This window comes from Embleya sp. NPDC005971, assembly GCF_040629175.1.
Lineage (GTDB): Bacteria > Actinomycetota > Actinomycetes > Streptomycetales > Streptomycetaceae > Embleya.
Window position 1 is genome coordinate 17,030 of record NZ_JBEXUX010000031.1, and the last position, 18,853, is coordinate 35,882.

The 18,853-nt window shown below is 69.9% G+C and carries 18 protein-coding genes and 1 pseudogene; 7 read left to right on the top strand and 12 right to left on the bottom strand.

What is annotated here, in order from left to right:
• Positions 1 to 176: 176 nt before the first annotated feature.
• Positions 177 to 749, bottom strand: coding sequence for an IS3 family transposase (locus tag ABZ374_RS25710; RefSeq protein ID WP_360314938.1), 573 nt, complete (start codon positions 747 to 749; stop codon positions 177 to 179).
• A 48-nt stretch (positions 750 to 797) separates the two neighbouring features.
• On the bottom strand, positions 798 to 1,007 hold the full coding sequence (locus ABZ374_RS25715) for an IS3 family transposase (protein WP_360315109.1): 210 nt from the start codon (positions 1,005 to 1,007) through the stop codon (positions 798 to 800).
• A 134-nt stretch (positions 1,008 to 1,141) separates the two neighbouring features.
• On the opposite strand from ABZ374_RS25715, the gene ABZ374_RS25720 reads away from it, so the two are divergent.
• Positions 1,142 to 2,293 carry an IS30 family transposase gene (locus tag ABZ374_RS25720; RefSeq protein ID WP_360314940.1) on the top strand — a complete coding sequence of 384 codons (1,152 nt, stop codon included), beginning with the start codon at positions 1,142 to 1,144 and terminating at the stop codon, positions 2,291 to 2,293.
• A 116-nt stretch (positions 2,294 to 2,409) separates the two neighbouring features.
• Positions 2,410 to 2,655: pseudogene (locus tag ABZ374_RS25725) on the top strand (IS3 family transposase); the annotation flags it as partial.
• Between the two features lie 573 nt (positions 2,656 to 3,228).
• On the opposite strand, the gene ABZ374_RS25730 reads toward ABZ374_RS25725, so the two are convergent.
• Together ABZ374_RS25730 and ABZ374_RS25735 are read right to left on the bottom strand one after the other, a co-directional pair.
• Entirely contained in the window at positions 3,229 to 4,212 is a 984-nt protein-coding gene (locus ABZ374_RS25730) for an alpha/beta hydrolase (RefSeq protein WP_360314942.1), read from the bottom strand.
• A gap of 2,230 nt (positions 4,213 to 6,442) precedes the next feature.
• A complete protein-coding gene (locus ABZ374_RS25735; protein WP_360314944.1) occupies positions 6,443 to 6,793 on the bottom strand; it encodes a hypothetical protein in 351 nt (116 codons plus the stop codon).
• Here ABZ374_RS25735 and ABZ374_RS25740 point away from each other — a divergent pair.
• On the top strand, positions 6,777 to 7,358 hold the full coding sequence (locus ABZ374_RS25740) for a hypothetical protein (RefSeq protein ID WP_360314946.1): 582 nt from the start codon (positions 6,777 to 6,779) through the stop codon (positions 7,356 to 7,358). The two genes, ABZ374_RS25735 and ABZ374_RS25740, sit on opposite strands and share 17 nt — an antisense overlap.
• 595 nt (positions 7,359 to 7,953) lie before the next feature.
• Positions 7,954 to 8,460, top strand: a complete 507-nt coding sequence (locus tag ABZ374_RS25745; RefSeq protein ID WP_360314948.1) for a DinB family protein — start codon at positions 7,954 to 7,956, stop codon at positions 8,458 to 8,460.
• 114 nt (positions 8,461 to 8,574) lie between these two features.
• Here ABZ374_RS25745 and ABZ374_RS25750 read toward each other — a convergent pair whose 3' ends face one another.
• The gene (locus tag ABZ374_RS25750) at positions 8,575 to 8,703 is read right to left on the bottom strand and encodes a hypothetical protein (protein WP_360314950.1); all 129 of its coding nucleotides are present in this window, start codon (positions 8,701 to 8,703) and stop codon (positions 8,575 to 8,577) included.
• 436 nt (positions 8,704 to 9,139) lie between these two features.
• On the opposite strand from ABZ374_RS25750, the gene ABZ374_RS25755 reads away from it, so the two are divergent.
• Positions 9,140 to 9,733 carry a hypothetical protein gene (locus tag ABZ374_RS25755; RefSeq protein ID WP_360314952.1) on the top strand — a complete coding sequence of 198 codons (594 nt, stop codon included), beginning with the start codon at positions 9,140 to 9,142 and terminating at the stop codon, positions 9,731 to 9,733.
• Between the two features lie 190 nt (positions 9,734 to 9,923).
• Here the strand turns inward: ABZ374_RS25755 and ABZ374_RS25760 are convergent, their stop codons facing one another.
• The 3 genes from ABZ374_RS25760 to ABZ374_RS25770 form a co-directional block, all read right to left on the bottom strand.
• Entirely contained in the window at positions 9,924 to 11,564 is a 1,641-nt protein-coding gene (locus tag ABZ374_RS25760; protein ID WP_360314954.1) for an MFS transporter, read from the bottom strand.
• A gap of 146 nt (positions 11,565 to 11,710) precedes the next feature.
• Positions 11,711 to 12,106 (bottom strand): hypothetical protein, encoded by a 396-nt coding sequence (locus ABZ374_RS25765; RefSeq protein WP_360314956.1) that lies wholly within the window; start codon positions 12,104 to 12,106, stop codon positions 11,711 to 11,713.
• Between the two features lie 375 nt (positions 12,107 to 12,481).
• Positions 12,482 to 12,919 (bottom strand): hypothetical protein, encoded by a 438-nt coding sequence (locus tag ABZ374_RS25770; protein ID WP_360314958.1) that lies wholly within the window; start codon positions 12,917 to 12,919, stop codon positions 12,482 to 12,484.
• A 1,214-nt stretch (positions 12,920 to 14,133) separates the two neighbouring features.
• Between ABZ374_RS25770 and ABZ374_RS25775 the strand changes: the two genes are divergently transcribed.
• Together ABZ374_RS25775 and ABZ374_RS25780 are read left to right on the top strand one after the other, a co-directional pair.
• On the top strand, positions 14,134 to 14,325 hold the full coding sequence (locus ABZ374_RS25775; protein ID WP_360314960.1) for a hypothetical protein: 192 nt from the start codon (positions 14,134 to 14,136) through the stop codon (positions 14,323 to 14,325).
• 286 nt (positions 14,326 to 14,611) lie between these two features.
• Positions 14,612 to 15,319, top strand: coding sequence for a hypothetical protein (locus tag ABZ374_RS25780; RefSeq protein ID WP_360314962.1), 708 nt, complete (start codon positions 14,612 to 14,614; stop codon positions 15,317 to 15,319).
• Between the two features lie 14 nt (positions 15,320 to 15,333).
• Here ABZ374_RS25780 and ABZ374_RS25785 read toward each other — a convergent pair whose 3' ends face one another.
• The 4 genes from ABZ374_RS25785 to ABZ374_RS25800 form a co-directional block, all read right to left on the bottom strand.
• Complete coding sequence (locus tag ABZ374_RS25785) at positions 15,334 to 15,762, bottom strand: hypothetical protein (RefSeq protein WP_360314964.1); 429 nt, start codon at positions 15,760 to 15,762, stop codon at positions 15,334 to 15,336.
• 113 nt (positions 15,763 to 15,875) lie between these two features.
• Positions 15,876 to 16,376 (bottom strand): hypothetical protein, encoded by a 501-nt coding sequence (locus ABZ374_RS25790; RefSeq protein WP_360314966.1) that lies wholly within the window; start codon positions 16,374 to 16,376, stop codon positions 15,876 to 15,878.
• A gap of 458 nt (positions 16,377 to 16,834) precedes the next feature.
• Entirely contained in the window at positions 16,835 to 17,515 is a 681-nt protein-coding gene (locus ABZ374_RS25795) for a DUF4328 domain-containing protein (protein WP_360314968.1), read from the bottom strand.
• A gap of 68 nt (positions 17,516 to 17,583) precedes the next feature.
• Entirely contained in the window at positions 17,584 to 18,819 is a 1,236-nt protein-coding gene (locus tag ABZ374_RS25800; protein ID WP_360314970.1) for a transferase, read from the bottom strand.
• Between the last annotated feature and the right edge of the window lie 34 nt (positions 18,820 to 18,853).

Here is an 18,853-nt window from a genome sequence, read left to right on the forward strand (position 1 = left end):
GTGGCCGGGGCCACCTCCGCGGATATCGCGGACCTGCTCGCCGCCGGACTCCTCGAACCAGTCATCGAGGACGCGGTGTTACGAATACGGGCCGGCGGCCGTCTCCCCTTCCCGACCCTGTACGCGCGATGGCTGAGGAGCCCCGCGTTTTCCGGACAGGATAATTGCTGTCTTTGCTATGCCACGAGTTTCAATTCCCGCTTGGGATGCAGGACTTCGTGGGGTGTGCGATAGCCGAGTCCCGAGTGGAGGCGTCGGCGATTGTAGAAGCCCTCGATGTATCGGACGACTTCGCCGCGTGCTTTCGCGTGTGTGGTGAAGACGTATCGGTGGAGCCATTCGTTCTTCAGGGCTCCGAAGAACGACTCGGCCATGGCGTTGTCCCAGCAGACGCCGGTGCGGCCGACGGATTGCCTCATTCGGTGTCCTGCGAGCACCGTCGCGAACTCTTCGGAGGTGTAGTTGCCGCCTCGATCGGAGTGAATGACGGCATCCGGTTCGATGCGTATCCGTTTCGCGGCCATGTCCAGGGCCGACGATATCAGGGAGGTCTTGAAGTGGTCGGCCACGGCCCAACCGACAACCGCTTTGCTGTGGCGGTCGATGACCGTGGCCAGGTAGAGAAATCCTTCCCACGTGGGGATGTAGGTGATGTCGCCGACGAGTTTGGTGCCGATCCGATCGGCCTCGAAGTCGCGTCGGATCAGGTCCGGGATCCGCGGGTGGCTTCCGTCGCCGAGTGTGGTCATCCGGCCGCCAGGGTCGCGGTTGGCAGGCCACCGGGCCCAGTTCGCGCATCAGGGTCCGCACCGACTCGGGCGATACGCGGCCTCGCCCGAGCGCGCCAGGACGGCGTGCACACGGCGATATCCGTACGTTTCGTGGTTCGCCGCGAAGATCTCGCGGATCATCGTCTTGAGGCGTGTTCGTCGGTCGGCGGTGGCGGAGACGGGTCGGTCGCGCCATTCGTAGAATCCGGATCGGGAGACCCCCAACCATCGGCACATGTCGGCGATGCGAAATTTGGCCTTCCCCGCTTCGACGAGCGCGTATCGCGCGCTCACCCCTGTTCGCGCGCGAAGAAGGCGGAGGTGCAGTCAACCCGTCAGCGCAACATCCCAGGTCATAGAGGATGTGGCGCATGGCAGGGTTGGGTCGTCCGGGTATGTCGGACACACAGAAGCGTGAGTTGTGGGACCGCTGGAAGGCCGGCGAGTCGATCAGCGAGATCTCACGGGCACTGGCCAGGCCGCCGGGGTCGATCTTCACGATCATCAAGTCCAACGGCGGCTACGTTCCACCGGTCCGGCAGCGGCGATCGGGGCAACTGAAGCTCGCCGAGCGGGAGTCGATCTCGCGGGGCCTTGCCCGGGGTGACTCGATCCGCTCGACAGCTCGCGTCCTGGGTCGCGCTGCCTCGACCGTCGGCCGGGAGATCGCCCGCAACAAGGGCCCCGCCCACTACCGGGCCGTGGATGCCGAGGACCGCGCCCGGGACCGCGCCCGGCGCCGACAGCCGTGCCGGCTCGCGACGAATGCACGGCTTCGAGACTTCGTGGCCGAGAAGCCGGCCGACGACTGGTCACCGGGGCGGATCTCCGGCCGTCTGGCCAAGGTCTGCGCTCCTGGATCGGAGATGCGGGTGAGCCACGAGACGATCTACAAGTCCCTGTTCGTCCAGGCCCGCGGCGTGCTTGCCAAGGAGCTCCGGAAGCATCCGAGGTCCGGCCGTCCGACGCGCCGAAACATCCACAACACGGTTACCGGGCAATGGCGTTCGCAGATCAAGGAAGCGGTCTCGATCAGCGAGCGGCCCGCCGAGGCGGACGATCGCGCGGTTCCGGGCCACCGGGAAGGCGACCTTCCCCTCGGCCGAGGCCTGACCCGGATCGCTACAGTCGTCGAACGCTCCACCCGCTTGACTGTCCTCGTCCGGCTCGACGGGCGGGACATGGCAACTGTCACCGCGAGGCTGTCCGCAAAGATGCCGGAGCTGCCCGCCGACCTCGGAAAGTCCCTCACCCGGGACCGCGGCATGGAACCGGCCGGCCACAAGGACGTCACCGCCGCGACCGGCCTGAGCGTGTACTTCGCCGACCCGCGAAGCCCCTGGGGGCGCGGCACGAACGAGAACACCAACCGCCTGCTGCGTCAGTACATGCCCAAGGGCACGAGCATGGAACACCTCACCCGGGGCGACCTCGACAAGATCGCATTGAAGCTGAACACACGTCCCCGGAAGACCCTCGACTTCGACACTCCGGCCGATAGGCTGGAGCCCCTGTTGCGTTGACGGGTTGACTGCACCGCGTCTTTCTTCGCGGCCGAGCTCGACCGGCCACACACACACTCGTAGCGTTCATCGACGAGCACCGGGACTGCTTCGGCGGAGTCGAGCCGATCTGCACCGTGCTCACCGCACACGGCTGCAGCATCCACCCGTCCACTTGCTACGCGTACAAGAAGCGCGGTGCCTCGGCGCGCTCCGTTCGCGATGCGGAGCTGACCGCCCTGATCCGGAACGTCCACGAAGGCAACTACGGCGTCTACGGCGTTCGCAAGGTATGGGCCGAGTCGAAGCGCCGCGGCCACACCGACGTCGCCCGATGCACCGTCGCCCGGCTGATGAAGGACGCCGGGCTCTCCGGCGCCGTCCGCGGCCGCAAGGTCCGCACGACCCAGGCGGACCCGAGCGCCACGCGAGCGTCGGACCTGTTGCGACGCGACTTCGTCCCGACGGCGCCCAACCGCGTGTGGGTACTCGAACACGTCGCCCACACACTCGGACTCACACGCCTCACGCCCGGCCCCGACCACCTCTTGCGGTCCTGGACCCGCCACCACACCCAACCCCGAAAACCCCGCGCCGGGGCCGATCCCCGACCGCCGGCAAACCGGGGGCAACCAGTGCCAATGGCATTCCCATCAGAACTGCACAAAATCTCAACGCATCCCACAACACCCGCGAAACCCACTACAAGTGCGAAAACCCCAGCTCAGACATACCGCCGGGCCATACCCGAACGCCCCACCCCACACCCGAAAACCAGGCCCGCCAACACCGCGCCCGGAACAACCATCCCGACACAACCACGAAACCCCAGCCCACACACCCCACCAAAACCCACCACCAACGACCACCCACAGCAGCCCGGGCACGCGTGTCGGACACCGCTCCCGACCGACGCCGCGCAACGCGGATCGCGATGCGCGGCGGCCGGGGCGGGATCAGGAATCGAGGAAGCGCAGCAACTCCGCGGTGACGAACCGGGGGTTCTCCTCGACGAGCCAGTGCCCCGCGTTCGGCACGTCCACCGCCCGCACGATGTTGGTCATGAGCGGGGCCGCGGTGCCCCGGGTCGCGTCGAGCTGCCCCTGGGCGGTCATGAGCAGGGTCGGAACACGAACGGGCGTTGCCGCCTTGGCATCGCGGACGTCCTGGTCCAGTGCGCGGTAGAGCTCGAAGCCGCCCGACAGGACCTCGGGCCGACGGTAGGTTCGGGCGTACTCGTCGATCTCGGCGTCGGTGAACGGGGATCGCTCCGAGGTGCCGCCGAACGCCGTTCCGCCGAACGAGACCTGGGGGTAGAACAGTGCCAGGTACTCGCGGACGTCGTCACCGACGACCGCCTCGGGGACCCGCCGCTGGGAGTGGAAGGCGATGTGCCAGCTCAGTGAGCGGTAGGTGGGCGCATCGATCGCGGGCCCGGGCAGCGGCAGGTCGAGGTAGCCCAGGCGTGCGGTGTCGGCGGGGAACCGGGCGGCGTACTGGAACGCCACCGCGGCGCCGAAGTCGTGCCCGACGACGCGGGCGTCGCGCAGTCCGAGCCGATCGGCGATCAGGGTGTGCACGTACCGCGCCAGGGTGGCCTTGTCGTAGCCGGTCGGGGAGCCGGAGCTGTCGCCGAGGCCGGGTAGGTCGACGGCGTAGACGGTGTGGTGCTCGGCGAGCGCCGGCATGACCGGCCACCAGCCGAACCAGGTCTGCGGCCAGCCGTGGATCAGCACCACCGGCGGACCGCTTCCGCCGGTCACGTAGTGCATCCGGACGCCGTCGACGTCGGCGAACTCGTGCCGGAACGTGCCCTTGAACCCCGGGGCGTCCCGGGTGGCGGCGGCGTAGGCGGGAACGTCGTCGTCGGCTTGCGTGCCGCACGCGACGGCACCGATCGTCAGGAGGAAGGCGAGCACGGCAGTCGCCGACGTCCTCACGAGTCGGGGAGCGTGGCCCGAGGAGGGCCGTGGCGCGGGGATCATGGATGGTCCTGTCCTGGAGACGATGGTGAGGTCGGCGTCCGGCCGCCGTCGGAACGCGCTCAGTCTTGCCAGGCCCACCACGACCTGGCACGGGATCTTGCCGTTCCGGCATGAAGATCGCGGACCTCGACAGCGCTCACCACGGCGCAGCACGTCGGACCGATTACCACACCGGACAGCGACACGGCCGTTCTTGGAACGGCCTGAGATCAATCGACGAGATCCCGTTTCGACCGTCGAAGCCGGGCGGGATCTTGGCATTTCCGGGTGTATTCGCGCCGGTATGCGGGTTCGGGCGGTGGCCGGTGGGGTTCCGGGGTGTGTGTCCTGGGGGTGTTGGCATGCCGAAGCGCCCCGTGGCCCGGGACGGTCGGGGCGCTCGGTTCGCGGTGCGGGGTTGGTCGTTCGGCTGGTTACTTGCAGGCGCCCGGCGGTGGTCGGGTGGTGTGGCCGAGCATCGGGAGCCGGCTCGCGAACAGGCGTGTCCAGGACCGGCGGGGCGAGCTTCCTGCCGGACGCAGCGCGGCGCCGGCGCCCTGGTCGAGGGTGAGCCGTGGCATCCGACGCATCGGCCGGTCGCGTGGCGGCGGCATCCGACCCACACGGCCGAGTACCCGGCCGAACGCGGCGACGGGCCCGGCTGGACGACGTGGGTCCGGACATGGTGCGTCGCGGGACGTCGATCGGGCGGTGGGTGCCTCGGCAGCGGTCCGGGTGGGACGGGCCGAACGCGGCGCAGCGCAAGCAGCTGGGGTGGCGCTCGGGCCGACGGCGCCCGGGTCGACTGCGCCCGCGATGGTCGACGCGGCGGCCGAGGCCGGGGCGGTGGTTTCCGTGCCGGACGGGCCTCGGCCGAAACGACGCGCGAGCAGGCGTGGGCGATCGCGGTGGGCGCGGCGGCGGCATACCGGGCCCGGGTCGGGCACCGGGAAGTACCGTGCAGGCATGTCGAGTCGGTGGTGGCGTTCGACGGATGGCCCGAGGACGTCGGGTCGAGGGTGTGGATCACCACCACCAGGAGCAGGCGGGCGAAGCTGTCGGCCTAGCGGATCGCGGTGCTCGACGCGCTCGACATGCGCTGGACGTGACGGATGTGTGGTCTGCGTCGGATCCGTGTGATCCGGCGGGCTGATCCGCATCGACCGTGCCTTGGGCGGGGACTCGGGGCAGCGCGGAGTGCGGGCGATCGCCTCGGAGTCGGTCCGCCCTGGCGGAACCCGGCGCGGCAGGGCGGTCCGCCGTGTCGGGGAACTGCGGCGCGGGTGGTCCGGTGAGCGGCAGCGACTACCTCGAGTTGCTGCCGGTGCGGTGGCAGGCGGTCGGCGAACGCGAGATCCGCATCGACCAATGTCCAGGACACGATCCCCGCCGTGGATGTCGAGGTCCGGGAGCATGTCGGCGACCGCGGAAGGCATCGACGCCGACGATGACGCCACCAGGTCCGGCGCGGGGCCGTCGTGGCCGCCGTCGTCCCACTCGGTCACCAACGCGGTGTTCCCCAGGACCGCCACACCGTTGTTCGGTGGGGTACGGGGGGCGCAGGTCGCCGGACGGGCCTCGTTGGTCGAGTGCGGCGCGTTCCCGGCACGGCTCGGCACATGCCAACGGTTCAAAGATGATCACCGGAGCGGAAGCCGCCCTGGACCCGAAACACGCACCGGGCCGGGGCACTCCCCCGCCTCGCCGCCTACCTCCGCCAACGCACCGCCGGCCGAATCGGCAGCCCCCTCCCGCCTGATCCGCCAAGCCGCCATCACCGCGATCGTGGACGGCACCGAACACATCACCAACCGGCCTCGACCGGGTCCGCCTCGACCACCACGCCGAAACCCCGCACCACCCCGGCACCACCACCGGGTCCCGCACACCCCGGCGGTAGACACACCCTGGCCCTGCAACCATGCAAAGCCCTGTGACCTGCACAAACACGGCCCGGGCCTTTAAACGCACAGGCCATGTGCAACACACCCGGGTGTTCTCGACGAAACCGCAATAATCCCAGGCCAGACCACACAACCCCAGCCTGGACGGCGCCGAAACGTTCTCATCCAACCTGGAGCAACACCCCAGCCCACACCACCACCCACACACCAACCACCACTGCGAAATCACACCCGCAGAAGTTCGCTGAGGGGTTGATCGAACTGTTCTCGTGTTGTCCTCGGACGTGGATGCGCTGCTGGTCTCAGACGTTTGGCCTGGTGGTGTTCCAGCCGTGTTCCAGGAGCTCGAAGGCGCTCTCGACGGCCGTTCGTGGATCGTCGCTCGCGCGGGCGAGGGCGGTGGTCTCGAGGGCGAAGTGGGCCAGTGCCCGGCAGGTGGGATTTCCTTGTGGTGCGCCGCTTGCCTCGGCGATGGCCTGGGTGAGCGCACTCTCGTGCCGCATCCACATGCGGTGGGCGTACTCGCTCAATGCCGGGGTTGAGCGGATGAGTTCGAGGAACTGTGCCATTTCCGCATCCTGGGAGAGGTGCGCGCCGGCCAGCACGTAGTTGATGCTGCCCCTGATGATCCCCGTCGTGATCGTCTCCACCATCGCGGGCAAGGTCATGTCCGCCACCGGCAAGTACAAGGTCTTCCCGGTCCTGGGCGCCGCCCTCCTCACCGTCGGCCTGGGGCTGCTCGCGACCATGGGGACCGGCGCGTCCCGAATCCAGACCTGCACGTACATGGTTCTCGTCGGTCTCGGGCTCGGACTCACCCAGCAGATGGCCGGTACCATCGCCCAAAACAGCGTCGCCCTGCGCGACATGGGCGCCGCCATGAGCTCGGTCACCCTCTTCCGCACCCTGGGCGGATCCCTCGGCGTCGCGGTCTACGGTTCCCTGTTCACCCGCGCCGTCCAGCCCCACGTGCCCGGCACCGACGGCACCGAGAGCGACGCGCACGCACCGGCTCACCTGCCCGCCGGGGCCAAGGACGCCTACCTGAACGCGATCACCAGCGCCAGCCACCAGATCTTCCTCACCGCGGCGATCCTGTGCGCGGCCGCGTTCATCGCGGCGCTGTACGTCATCGAAACGCCCCTCCGCAAGGCAGGACCACCCGCCGGCGCCCAGAAGGACGCCGTGACGGGCAAGGCACCGGCGGCAACCACCTGATCCGGCGCCGCGACATGTCGCTCGCCACCACTGCTGCCGGGCCTCGCGTCCCGCACCGGCGGCGAGCCGCACCAACTGCCGGGCCGCGCACACGACTCCGCGCGCCTCGCAGTCCTCACACAGCCCACACAGACCTCCAAGCCGCCCGGAGCATGTCGCGCCCCGCGCAATCAAGCCGATCCCAACGGCGGTTGTGGTGAACCTTGCCGAGTCGGGGCGTGCCCGCCTGCGGCTTCTGGTGGCATCCATGACCGCGCGAGTCCGACAGGTTCTGCCGGCGCGGATCGTTCTCGCTGCGGTCGACGGGCCGACCGACGCCGCGATCGCACGCCGGCCGCATCACATCGAGATCGGCATCCTTGAGGCGACCCCGTCCTCCTCCGTCCACGGGATTTCCCAGCGGAACCGAACATCCGTCCGGGATTCCGCAGAGCCACAGGCCACAGGCCGGACAAAGTCCAGTAGGACTGGAAACCCAGGTCACGCAGTCAAGATTCAAAGTCCCGGGCGTAGGCGACGGTGGGGGTGGCGTACCAGCCGGGACCGTCATTAAATGCCGCGACACCGGTCGTGGTGATCGGGGATGCTTCGCGTGATGACAAGAATCAACGACACACCTCCCGCGTGGGACGAACGCACTCAGCTCACCACGTTTCTCGACTACGTACGCGGCACCGCCCGCGCCAAGTGCGACGGCGTCTCCGAGGAGAACGCACGCAGGGCGCTGCTGCCGGGTTCCCCGCTGACGACCATGAGCGGACTGATCAACCACCTTCGCTGGGTCGAGTACTACTGGTTCCAGGTGGTCTTCCTCGGCGAGGAGGACCGGGGCCCGTGGACCGAGGAGGACCCCGACCGCGAGATGCGTATCGCCGTCGACTTCCCGCTCGCGCAGTTGCTCGACGAATACGCCGGACAGAGCGCCCGCTACCGCGAACTGGTCGCCGGGAACAGCCTGGACGAGCAGGCCCGGCGAGCCGTCCGCAACGGCGTCCACGTCGACCTGCGCTGGATCCTGCACCACCTCACCGAGGAGACGGCCCGCCACAACGGCCACTTGGACATCCTGCGCGAACTGCTCGACGGCACGACCGGCTCCTGACGCCCCCGGCGGCGGCGCCCACCCCTGCGCCCGCGCCGGGCCCGGCGGGCGATCCGAGAGGCGCGATCACCCACAGCGCGGAGCCGCCGATCGGCCGGTGACAACCTCGGGTCGTCACCGGCCGGCCGCGTCGGCGGCCGGGTTCCCGTGCAGGAGCTGGGCGGCCGGTTCCTCCGGCAAGATCAGCGCGTTCGCGTCCTGGGCGCCCAGCGCCGTGTCCACCGTCCATTGGATCGCCCGCACCCCGCGATGGCCGCCGCGTCCGTGCCCGATCAGCCCGCGCGTGAACCGGTTGTGGACGATCCCAGCCGCCCCGCGTCCTCATCTTCGCCTTCTACGCCGCCGTCGTGTCCTCCGCGTCGGCCATGGCCGTTCAACGCCCGAAGCCTCGGGAGTGACACCCGGCGGCACTCGCTCCGGTGACGTCCGCGCGGCGCCGACGGCGATCATCGCGTTTCCCGCCCAGTTGATCACCGGAGCGGCCGGGATCGGCACGAGACGGTGGTGGGCACGACGCACACGAGAGGCGACGGTCCCTTTCGGGACGCCGGTGTCTCGGCGCCCCGGGCGTGGGTGTGCCCCATTACCCCGGTTCGCCAGACGGCTTCGCGTTGCTGTACGGCTCGCGCACGGCCACGGCGCCGGCCGCGGCGCGACAGGTACGGCCGTCGCCGACCTCATGCCCGACCACGCCATCGTCGCAGAGGACGTCCCGGCGCCGGAACCGGAACGCATGTCGGCGGTCCGAACCATGGTCCCGGCTGTGGGATTCTCGGGTACTTTCGTCGTGGCGCGGGCCGATCGACCGCTGACGGATCCGGCGTCGATGCAAGGGTCGGGCTGCGTGCCCGAATGGTGGGCGCGAGACGGGGCTTGGCAGATCCTGCAGGCTTCGCTCGGGGGAGATCCCCGGTCTTCGATCGTGAGCGGGACGCAAGCCCCGGTTCTCGTTGCGCACGTGCTCCACAGCGACTTCGTGACTGTTCAAGCCGCCGGTCCGAGCGGCCTGTTCTGGCAATGTGCCTTGTCCCCCGTGATGGCGCGCGACTACGGCTTTCCCGAGAAGTGGATCGGCGATGCGGACACCGTATTCCGACAGGCCTGCCTGTGGGCCCGGGAGGCCGGCCTCCGGCCGGACCCGTCGGCGTTGAGAGCCGCTCTGGTGGCAGAGGGCGATCCACTGGCCGAGGCCCTGGTCTTCGACCTCACGCAGGCGTTGGGCTTCCGATTCGACGGCGGCACGCCCCTTGACCCATCGGTCACAGGCAGTTGAATCGTGCCCGCGCGAGGTCGACGAGGCCGGGCCGGGCGGTGGGTGGGTGACGACACCGATGCAAAGCCGCCGGCAGTGACAAGAGGCTTGTTTCCTCGGTGACGACAAGCTTGCTTTGTGAAGCACCGATCCCCAGCTCGGACTGCCCGACTGGGGACAACTTCGGTGCTTCTGCACGATCGTTTGCCCGTCAGGACGGCTGTTCGGCCGCCGCGATCCGGTCGGCGTACGTGCGGTGTGCCTTGCGGACGGCCGCTGTGGATCCGTCCCCGAGGAGTGCGGCGCATTGCCGGAGTGCGGCCCGGTGGAGGGTGATCGGGGCGGTGACGCGTAGCGAATAGCCGTGTCCGCAGCGGATGTTCCATGCCGCGTTCAGCGCGTCGCGGATCGCGTCGTCCGAGGTGTTCCACAGGTGTTCGGCGAGCAGGCCGGGCATGTCGATGGTGGTCGGCGGGTCGACGGGCGGCGCCTGCTCGGGCCGGTCCTGGTCCTGGGGCGGGACGTCGTGGGGGAGTTCGCACGCGCCGGCGCCATCCATGTCACCACGCACCGCACCATCCGTCCCGCCCTCGACAACGGCTTCGACCGCAGCGCGAATCGTGTCCTCCCGGATCACCCGCACGAACGGGAGGAACAGCAAGGCGCACACCGCCGCCGCGAGGGCGAAGACCACGCGCGGGCCGGAGGTCTGGGCCAGGACGCCGGCCAGGACGGCGCCCACCGGCATGCCGCCCCATCCGATCAGGCGGGCCGCGCTCGACACTCGGCCCAGCAGTTCGTCCGGGATCAGTCGGTGCCGCAGGGTCACCACCGTCACGTTCCACAGGCCGCTGCCGAACCCGCCCACGAACGTGGTGATGCCGATGATCCACACCCGGTCGGTGAGTGCCGGGGCGCCGAGCATGAGCACGCTTGTGATCACGTCGACGACCAGCGTGTCGCGTGCTCCCAGGGTTCGCTGCACCCAACCGGCGGCAAGCGAGCCGAGGACGCCGCCGAGCGCGAGCGTGGTCAGGAGCAGGCCGTATTCGGCGCCGCTCAGGCCCATCGGCCCGGGGGCGACCGCGTACAGCACGAGGACCGCGCTCCACGCGCTCCACGCTCCGGCCATCACGCAGACCATCACGGCCAGGTTCCGGAGCAGCGGGTGGCGGCGCAGGAACGTCAGCCCTTCGGTGAGCTCGGCGCGCCACGAGGCCCGATCGGGTGGGCTCGGCTGCGGCCGAGGGGTGGCCGGGCGGGGAATGGCCGGCCGTGGGGCGTATCGGCCCCGGACCAGCAGCAGCAGTGCCCCCGCCGCGGCCAGGTACACACCCGCCGTTCCCAGCACGGCGGTCACCGTGCCGGCCGCGACCAGCAGGCCGCCGAGGGGCGGGCCCACGAACTCGTTGAGCGCCGAACGGGTGCTTTCCATACGGGAGTTGGCGGCGCCCAGGCGATCCTTCGGTACCACGGCGGGCAGCATCGCCGAACTGGCGAGGTCGCCCACGAGTTCGGCGGTCCCGAGCAGGAAGGCCATCGTGTAGATCATCGCGAGTGGGGCCACGTCGCCGGCCAGGGCGAGTGCCAGCAGGCCCAGGGCGGCGACCCGCAACAGGTGTGCGACGCGGACCAGTCGGCCGCGCTCGACCCGGTCGACGAGGACGCCGACGGCAAGCGTGCACAGCACGTAGGGCATGGTCTGTGCCCAGGTCACCCCGGCCACCAGCCCGGGTTCGGACGTCAGGGTGAGCGCGATCAGCGGGAGTGTGATCACGACCAGGCCGTCCGCCAGGTTGCTCAGGGCGTAGGCCGTCCACAGGCCGACGAACTCGCCTCGTCGCTCCCTCATCCCATTCGCTCCACATGCCATACGCCTCTCACACCACTCGCCCCTCGCACCGTCGCTCCCGCGTCTCGGCCGCATGCGACGACCGCCTCCGACGCTCCGGGGGCGGTCGTCGTCGTCCGGCTGTCGCCGGCATTTCGTGGGCGCTTTCAGCAGAGCAACGCGCACGTGGCGCGGGTGAACGTCCCCGTGCCGTGGCCGCGCACGGTGTGTGCGAAGGCGGCCCTGGGGTTGGCCGGGGCCGGTACGCCGGCGTGTTCGGTGAGGCCGAGCGGGGCGAGGACGGCGCGCGTCTGCTCGCCGACGCAGTGGACTCCCCGGTTGGCCAGAATCGTGTCGGCGATCCGTCCGCCGAGCCCGTCGAGAGCTTCGCCGGTCCAGGTCGAGATCGTGTACTCGTCCGTTCCGGTCCGCTCGAACAAGCGGACGTCGGCGGCCCCTTCGCTCTCCACGAGGAGGGCGAAGATCCGGCGGCTCGACAGGTCCATGTCCAAGGTGTCCATCTTGGCCAGGATCGCTTCGGGATCGCCGTAGAGCTCGTGCACCTCGGGCGTCCACGCGTAGCGGTTACAGCGCGAGGGTGAGATCGCCCGTGCGGCTTCTTCGGTTTGCGCTGTCTCGTGCATCGATGTGGTCAAGTGACCCCCGATCGTCAGGCGACGAGCAGTGAGCCCGGCGCCGGTGGACAGAGCTCGCGCATGCCATGTTCGTGTGGGAGCGGGCCGACCGGAACTCCAAATCCGGTCAATCACCTACAGCCGGACGAACGAGGCGGTCGTGCGCGGTACGGCTCCTGCGGCGTTACGGCTCCTGCGGCGTTCGGGTCGCCCGGCGTCTGGACGTGTGGCGTTTCGAGGGTGCGGCGACCGCTCATCGGCGGACAGGGTTCGACCGGGTCGGTAACGATCTCCGCGACCGGCTCACGCCCCTGGCTCCGACCCTGCTCTTGTCCGTCCTCCGGCCGTCGGTCCGGCAACTGCCCTGCGCCGCAGTCCCTTTGCCGTCAGGGTCGGACGGACGGGCGGGCCGTCGGCGTCCAGCGCGTGCCGCGGGACCGGCACCGGGTAGGCCGGGAGCTGGTCCATGCGCGTCGGATCCGCGTTCGACAGGTGGTGGTGGCGGGCCGGGTCGCCCGTGTGGATCCACGTCTCGAACGCTCGGTCGGCGAACGCCCGGACGCGGGTCGGGCAGACGCCGGGCGCGGTCACTCGTTCGCCTCCGCGTGCGGCCTCGCCCGCCGCGTCCGGGGTGCCGTGGGCCCGGTCGCGCCGGATCGCCCGCACCCGGGCCATGGACAGGCCCTCCAGCCGGGTCGCCACCTCGACGGTGAGGGTGCCGTCCGGGTCGCCGAGGCCCACGAGCGGCGCGAGCTCCTTCTCCCCGAGCGTCTCGGATCCGGCGTCCCCGGCGTCCCTGCCCCGCCCGGCAACGCCGCCCGAGCGCCCAACGGGCCACTCACCACGCCATCGGTCGCGATCAGGTGTGCCGGCAGGTCCGCGAGGTTCCAGCCGTGGCCGGCCGTGTCGCCGATCGTGGGTCGGGTGAAGCTTGCGGCGTCCGCGCACAGCGCGTCCACCGGGGGTCCGGCGCAAAGACCGCCGCGAAGCACTCCGCGTGGTCGGCCACGCGCGGCGCGGGAGCCCGTGCCGGCGGCGCCGCGTGCGGGGCTCGGGGCCGCAAGTCCGGCCCCGGGACGCGCTTTTCGGGCACCCGGGCTCCGAGCAGCGCGGCCACGTCGGCGTGCGCCGCCTCGGAGCCGTTGGTCGTCGCCGGGCCTCCGTGTCCGTTTCGGGTTCGTCGGCGAGCACTCTCGCCGGACGTCGAAGGCCGCTGCGCATCCGGGACTTCACCGTCCCTCCGGCGCTCCCGGTTGTGCCACGACCTGTCGGGTTCCGCTTCGGCCACGGTGGCGATCACGCCGAACGGCTCGTGCCGAGGGCATGCGGGCAGCCCAGCGAACCTTCATGCCGCGATCTGCGGGAGGCCGCGGCTTCTACCGGGTGTCGGTCGTCTCGGCGAACTCGACGCGTCCGGTGTCGTCGATCGCGAGCAGGCGTCCGGTCCGGTGCGGGGGTAGCGGGCCCGTGCCGGGAAGTCCGGTTCGACCAGGAGTCGTACTTCGGAGGAGAGCGCGGCTACGCGGTCGCCGGGCACAGCCATACGCGGGGTACCTGTCCCTTGCCGACTACGTCCCGGACTCGACGTGCGGGACCACGTTCCCATCGGTGGCCGGCTCGAAGTGGAAACGGACGGCCTCCTCGTCCCGGAAGCACGAACCCAGCGCGTCACCGGCCCACCGTGCCGAAGGGCTCGTCGTGCCGGTGCCGGCCGGCGGTGCCGTCGTCGTGGATGTGCGGCATGAATGACGTACCGAATACGCGTCTCATCGGTGGTGGGTTGCCCGCCGAAGGTCCCACCGCGTTCACCCCGAAGCCCGGGTCGGTATTGCGCAGGGCGTGGCAGCCGGTTACGCGCCGCGCACGGGGCGGGCGACCCGCGCAAGAGGGACACTGGAGGAGTAGCGGCACCGTGCCCGGCGCCGCCGGGCACGGGTGGGCCGCAGGAGGTTTTCATGCCTGACACCGAGGTGCGCGGCGAGCACCGGCTTCACGACGACCACCACGGAATGCACTCGCCCCCGCGCGCGATGGTACGGGGAAGCGACATGCGCCCGTCCGACGAAGACGCCACATCGGAGCAGACCGCCCACGCCTACGAGACGTCGCAGGCCGAGGGTGACCGCGCCGAGGACGAAGACGACTGACCATTGGAATCGGCGGGCCCGGCCGAATCGGCAGCAGGCCGAAGCACGGCCTTCGGGAGAGCCTGCGCGGCCGGGAGACCGGTGTGCTTGGCCGGGCCTTGCGCGCGTGCGAAGTCGATCAACCACAGCAGGTCGATCAACCACAGCAGTCACAGCAGGTCGATCAACCACAGCCGGGTCCCGGAGACGACGCCCCCTCGGAAACGACTTGGAACCACCAACGGAATGACCTTCAAGCCTCGTTGGAGCTGCACGGTGGGTAGCGACTGCGTGCGAGGATGCTGCCGTGCTGGATGAGATCGACGCGGTGGACTGGGCTTCCATACCGGGCCCTCCCAACTGGTATGACCCGGATCGTGCCGTCCGTGGTCTACATGACCTGGCCGAGGCAACGAACCTGGTACAGGCGGCGGGGGCCGGCTCGTGCCTCGCCAACGGTGGGATTGTTCATGGTCACAGTGCCGCCGTGTTCCCAGCGGCCGTGGTTGCGGCTCCACTGCTTCTGGACATCGCCCAGCAGGGTCATCCGAGGGCAAGGGACACCGCGTTGGGGCTGCTTGACGAGGCCCTGTCGTGCTATCCGCATGCCGGGTACACGCGGGTAGTAGCTGCCGACGGCACCGCGGTCCCCATCTGCTGTGCCATCGCCCACCATCTGCGAGCCCGCACCGATTTCCTTGTCGGGCTGGGCAAGAGGGGCCGGTCGTTGCCGGCCGACGCGGGCACGCACTGGCGCTTCGAGATTCGCGAGTGCGTGGCCGACGGCGGTGACACGGCGGCCTTCGGCATCTTGGCCGGCTGTCTCCCCGGCGGCGTGCATGCGGCGGAAATGCATCTCGCCGGCGCCATTACCGTGCTGAGCGAACTCACCCTCGAATACCCGCCCGAGGAAGGCTCTCACGAAGCATGCCTGCGGGTGATCGCCCGGGATCCGGGCGAACTGCCGCCAGGTGCCCTGTTGTTTCCGGCGGAGTGCGGGGATCGCGTGCACTGACTCGCTCCAGTGCTTCAACGATCTTTTGGTGCAGGGACCGGCCGCTGCAGTGCCGTGGCAAGACGCCGCCGGCAGATCAGGGCGCATCCGAGGGTGCGGAAGGCTTCGTGGATGTCGTCGCGGATCTCCCAGCGGATCCGCAGGCGGCGGAACCAGTGCGGGTGGGCGAAGGCGCGCTCGACGACCCGGCGTTGGGTGCCTGGCCCGGAGCCATGCTCGGTGCCACGTCGTGCGATCACGCGCTTCACGCCGAGGTCCCGAACAAGGCGGCGGTACTTGTCGTGGTCGTTAGCCGCGGTCGGCGAGAACGAGGTCCGGGCGGCGCCGGGGGCGGCCGTACTCGCCGCGTGCCGGCGGCGCCGCTTCGAGTCCTCCGCCGGTTCGTGGAGCGGCCTTCGCAGCGCGTTTTCCAGGAGAGTGTCCGTGCCCTCGGCCGGCTCCATGTGGCCGGTTGCTGCGACCGTTCGGATCACATCTCACCGGTACGCCTGTTCCCGCTGAGCGACCCGTGTCCCACCGCGTCTGCTCGGAGGGACGGGGCAACCTGCGCGCTCGCTCAGAGCACGGCGGCGAGGAAGCCCACGGCGTAGGCGGCGCCGAACATGAGGGGAACCCACTGTTCCACGCGGGTGAGCGGCAGGTACCGGCGCCATTCGCGGCCCTCGCCCAGAGCGCCCCATTCCGCGTCTGAATACGCAAAGGCCGGCAGCCTGCGTTCCAGCGCCCCGATCACCGCGTATTTGACGCCGTTGAGCTGACGATAGGAGCGCATGATGACGAACCAGGTCAGGCACTGCGTCAGCAGAATCATCAGCCCTGCCGTCGGGACCCACACCGAGGAACCACGCCAAGTCTCCTTGTCCCCAGTGACGAGGCCGGCGACGACCGTGGTGTTGAGCGCCAGGAAGAAGGTGTTGGTGAGATTTCGTCGGGAGCTGACCCGGTCGGCCATCTCGACGCACAGTTTGTACTGCTCCAGGATCGCGCCCTGGTACTGGTCCTTCGCGGACGAGTAGTCCGCCGGGCTCACATGATCGTTCCAGAGCGCGTCGTCCATGCCGGCCATAGCTCGCCAATCGGGGTGAAGGTGATGAGGCGGTTCAGCGGGAAGTCCCGGCTCTGTCGGGCCCGCCATCGTTCCGTCCCGCCTCCCGGCGTGAGTGCTTCGGACGGGAGGGCGGGAATGCCGGCAGGTGGGCAGGGGCGACCACGTGCCGGGTGTCCGGCTCGGTGTTCGGACGTTCACGAGGTTCCGGAACGGGGCGACCGACAGCATTCGGCGCGTGCGCCGTCGGTCGGCCCGCTCGTGGTGTCCTGCAAGCCGTCGGATGGTGGGCAGGTGGCTCGGGCACCGGAAGTGGATCGGAGGATTACAGGGTCGACAGCTGCGGTTCGCCGGATCCGGCTCGCCAAACGTGGTGCAGCGCGGTAAGTCCTCGGGTCGCTTCCGTCGGTTCGCGCTCCTGGGGACGACAGGGCAGGGGGGCTTCCGGGCCCCTGGGGATGGTTCTCCGCTCAGACCGTTCGGGTCTGCCATGCGGTGATCCGCCTGATGATGACGATGATCAGCACGCCGGCCACCAGGAAGAGCCCCGTGAGGAGGGTACTCACGTTCGCGTTGACCAGCACGTCGTGCTCGGTGTTCATCTCCTTCTCCGAGGCCGTTCGCCATTGGATCGGCCTTACGAGGCCGGCGAGCAGGAACGAGGCCCACCAGACGTTGACGAGGGCCAGGGGAACAGGCCGTCGGGGGGCGCTGGTCCGCCAAACGTCCGACACGATCTGGTGCGGGTACCACAGGTTGATCACCGGGGTGAACCAGGAAGCGATCACCCAAATGCGGGTCCGGCGATGCGCGTCGGCACCGCTCGTCGACTCGGCGTTGACCCGCGCCCGCCACAGCCAGGCAACGAATGCCACGCCGGCCGCCGCGCCCACCAGGAACATCAACGAGAATGACGACGCCGCCGTCGCCAGGGCACCGGAGTCGACGGCCTCGAGGTCCTCGTCCGTCGCCATCCCGGCCAGGTAGTCGTGGACGACGAAGTATTCGCGCCAGTTGTGTGCCGAGACCAGTACCTCACGCGCGAGCACCAACAGGATGAGTATCGTCGCGACGTCGGCCGGGCCGGCCGGCGACCTGCGCCGTTCCGCGCCGGTCCGGCCGGCGGGCGTGCCCTGTTGTGAAGTGTCCATGGATCCCCCAAGAGATTCTGATCTTCGAAGTGGATTGGGGCTCACGGTTCGGCCCCGGCCGCAGGGAGCTACCAGACGCCGGCGAGTTGCAGCGCCCGGTACGGCAGGGCCAGGGCGGCAAGCACCAGGGTCCCTTTGCCCAGCGTGACCAACATGCCGCCGTCGGCCCGTGTGACGACGAATCGTTTGCGGACTCCCACGTACGCCAGTGCGGCCTTCATGACACGGGCCGCGCGACGTGCGGGCGAGAGCCCCGACAAGGACGCCAGGGCCCGGCCGGCACGGCCCACAAGACCGCGTCGCGGGGTCGTGGTGCCGGGAGCAGGCTCCACCGGGCATACGTGCGGCACCCACCCGGGGCCGAACGTGATGGCGGCGGAAATCCAGGGGCCGTCCGAGCACAGCTCCTCCAGCCGAGGCGGCACCGGCAGGCGCTCGTCCAGGAGTTCGGCCACGTCTGCCAACCGGTCCGGCGTCAACAGGAGCAGTTTGCGGGCCGGTTGGGTGGCGAGGGCCTGGTCGAGCTCCCACCAAAGCCCCTCGCCCACGCCCAAACGGAACACGATGAGCCGGGACAGTTCCATCAGGCGCAGGATCGTCGGTTGCCAGTCGTCGAGAGGTAGGTAGAACCGCGCCGCCCCCAGCTGCGGCAGCGGTTCCCCGGGCCTGCCCACCGCGATCACGGGGCCGAAGGCACCCAACACACTCGCGAGTTGTTCCTCCCGCGAATGAATATTGAGGGGCGCCATGTCGTCGACCTGTGCCGAAGCGTGGTCGGCGGCGAAGCTGCGCAGGTAGAGCACGGGTGCGCGGCCGTCGGCCAGCAGGGCGCGGGCCGCGTCGCGCGCCGAGCGCGGGCGGGAGTAGCGCAGTATCAGGAAGCCGGCCCCGAGCGCGGCCAACCCGGTGGGCAGTAGGAGCACTTGGGTCATCACAGGCATCGTGTAGCCCTGTCGCTGGGCCGTGTTCGCGACGAAGCAACCCGCCGCGAACAGGGCGTACCCGGCTCCGCCGGCCGCCAGGAACGTCGGTCGCCGCCACCGTGGCTGTCGTGGGGCGAACCGGTCGACCAACTCGACGAGTTCCGCGGTGCTCGTCGGGCGACGACGCTGCAGCCGCAGCGCCGGCACGACGAACACCCCGGCGGCCACCGCCCACCACAGCGCGACCGAGCCGGACGAGCCGAGGTCCCGGTGGGCTCGCAGGTCCATTCCTGCGGTGATCGTCAAGTGCAGCGCGATGTAGGCGGTGACAACCGCGGTCGCCGTCGTCAGCCGAGCGGGCACCGATTGGCCGGAGGTCATGTGGTCCTCGTTTGGGGGCGGGTCGCGTGACGGG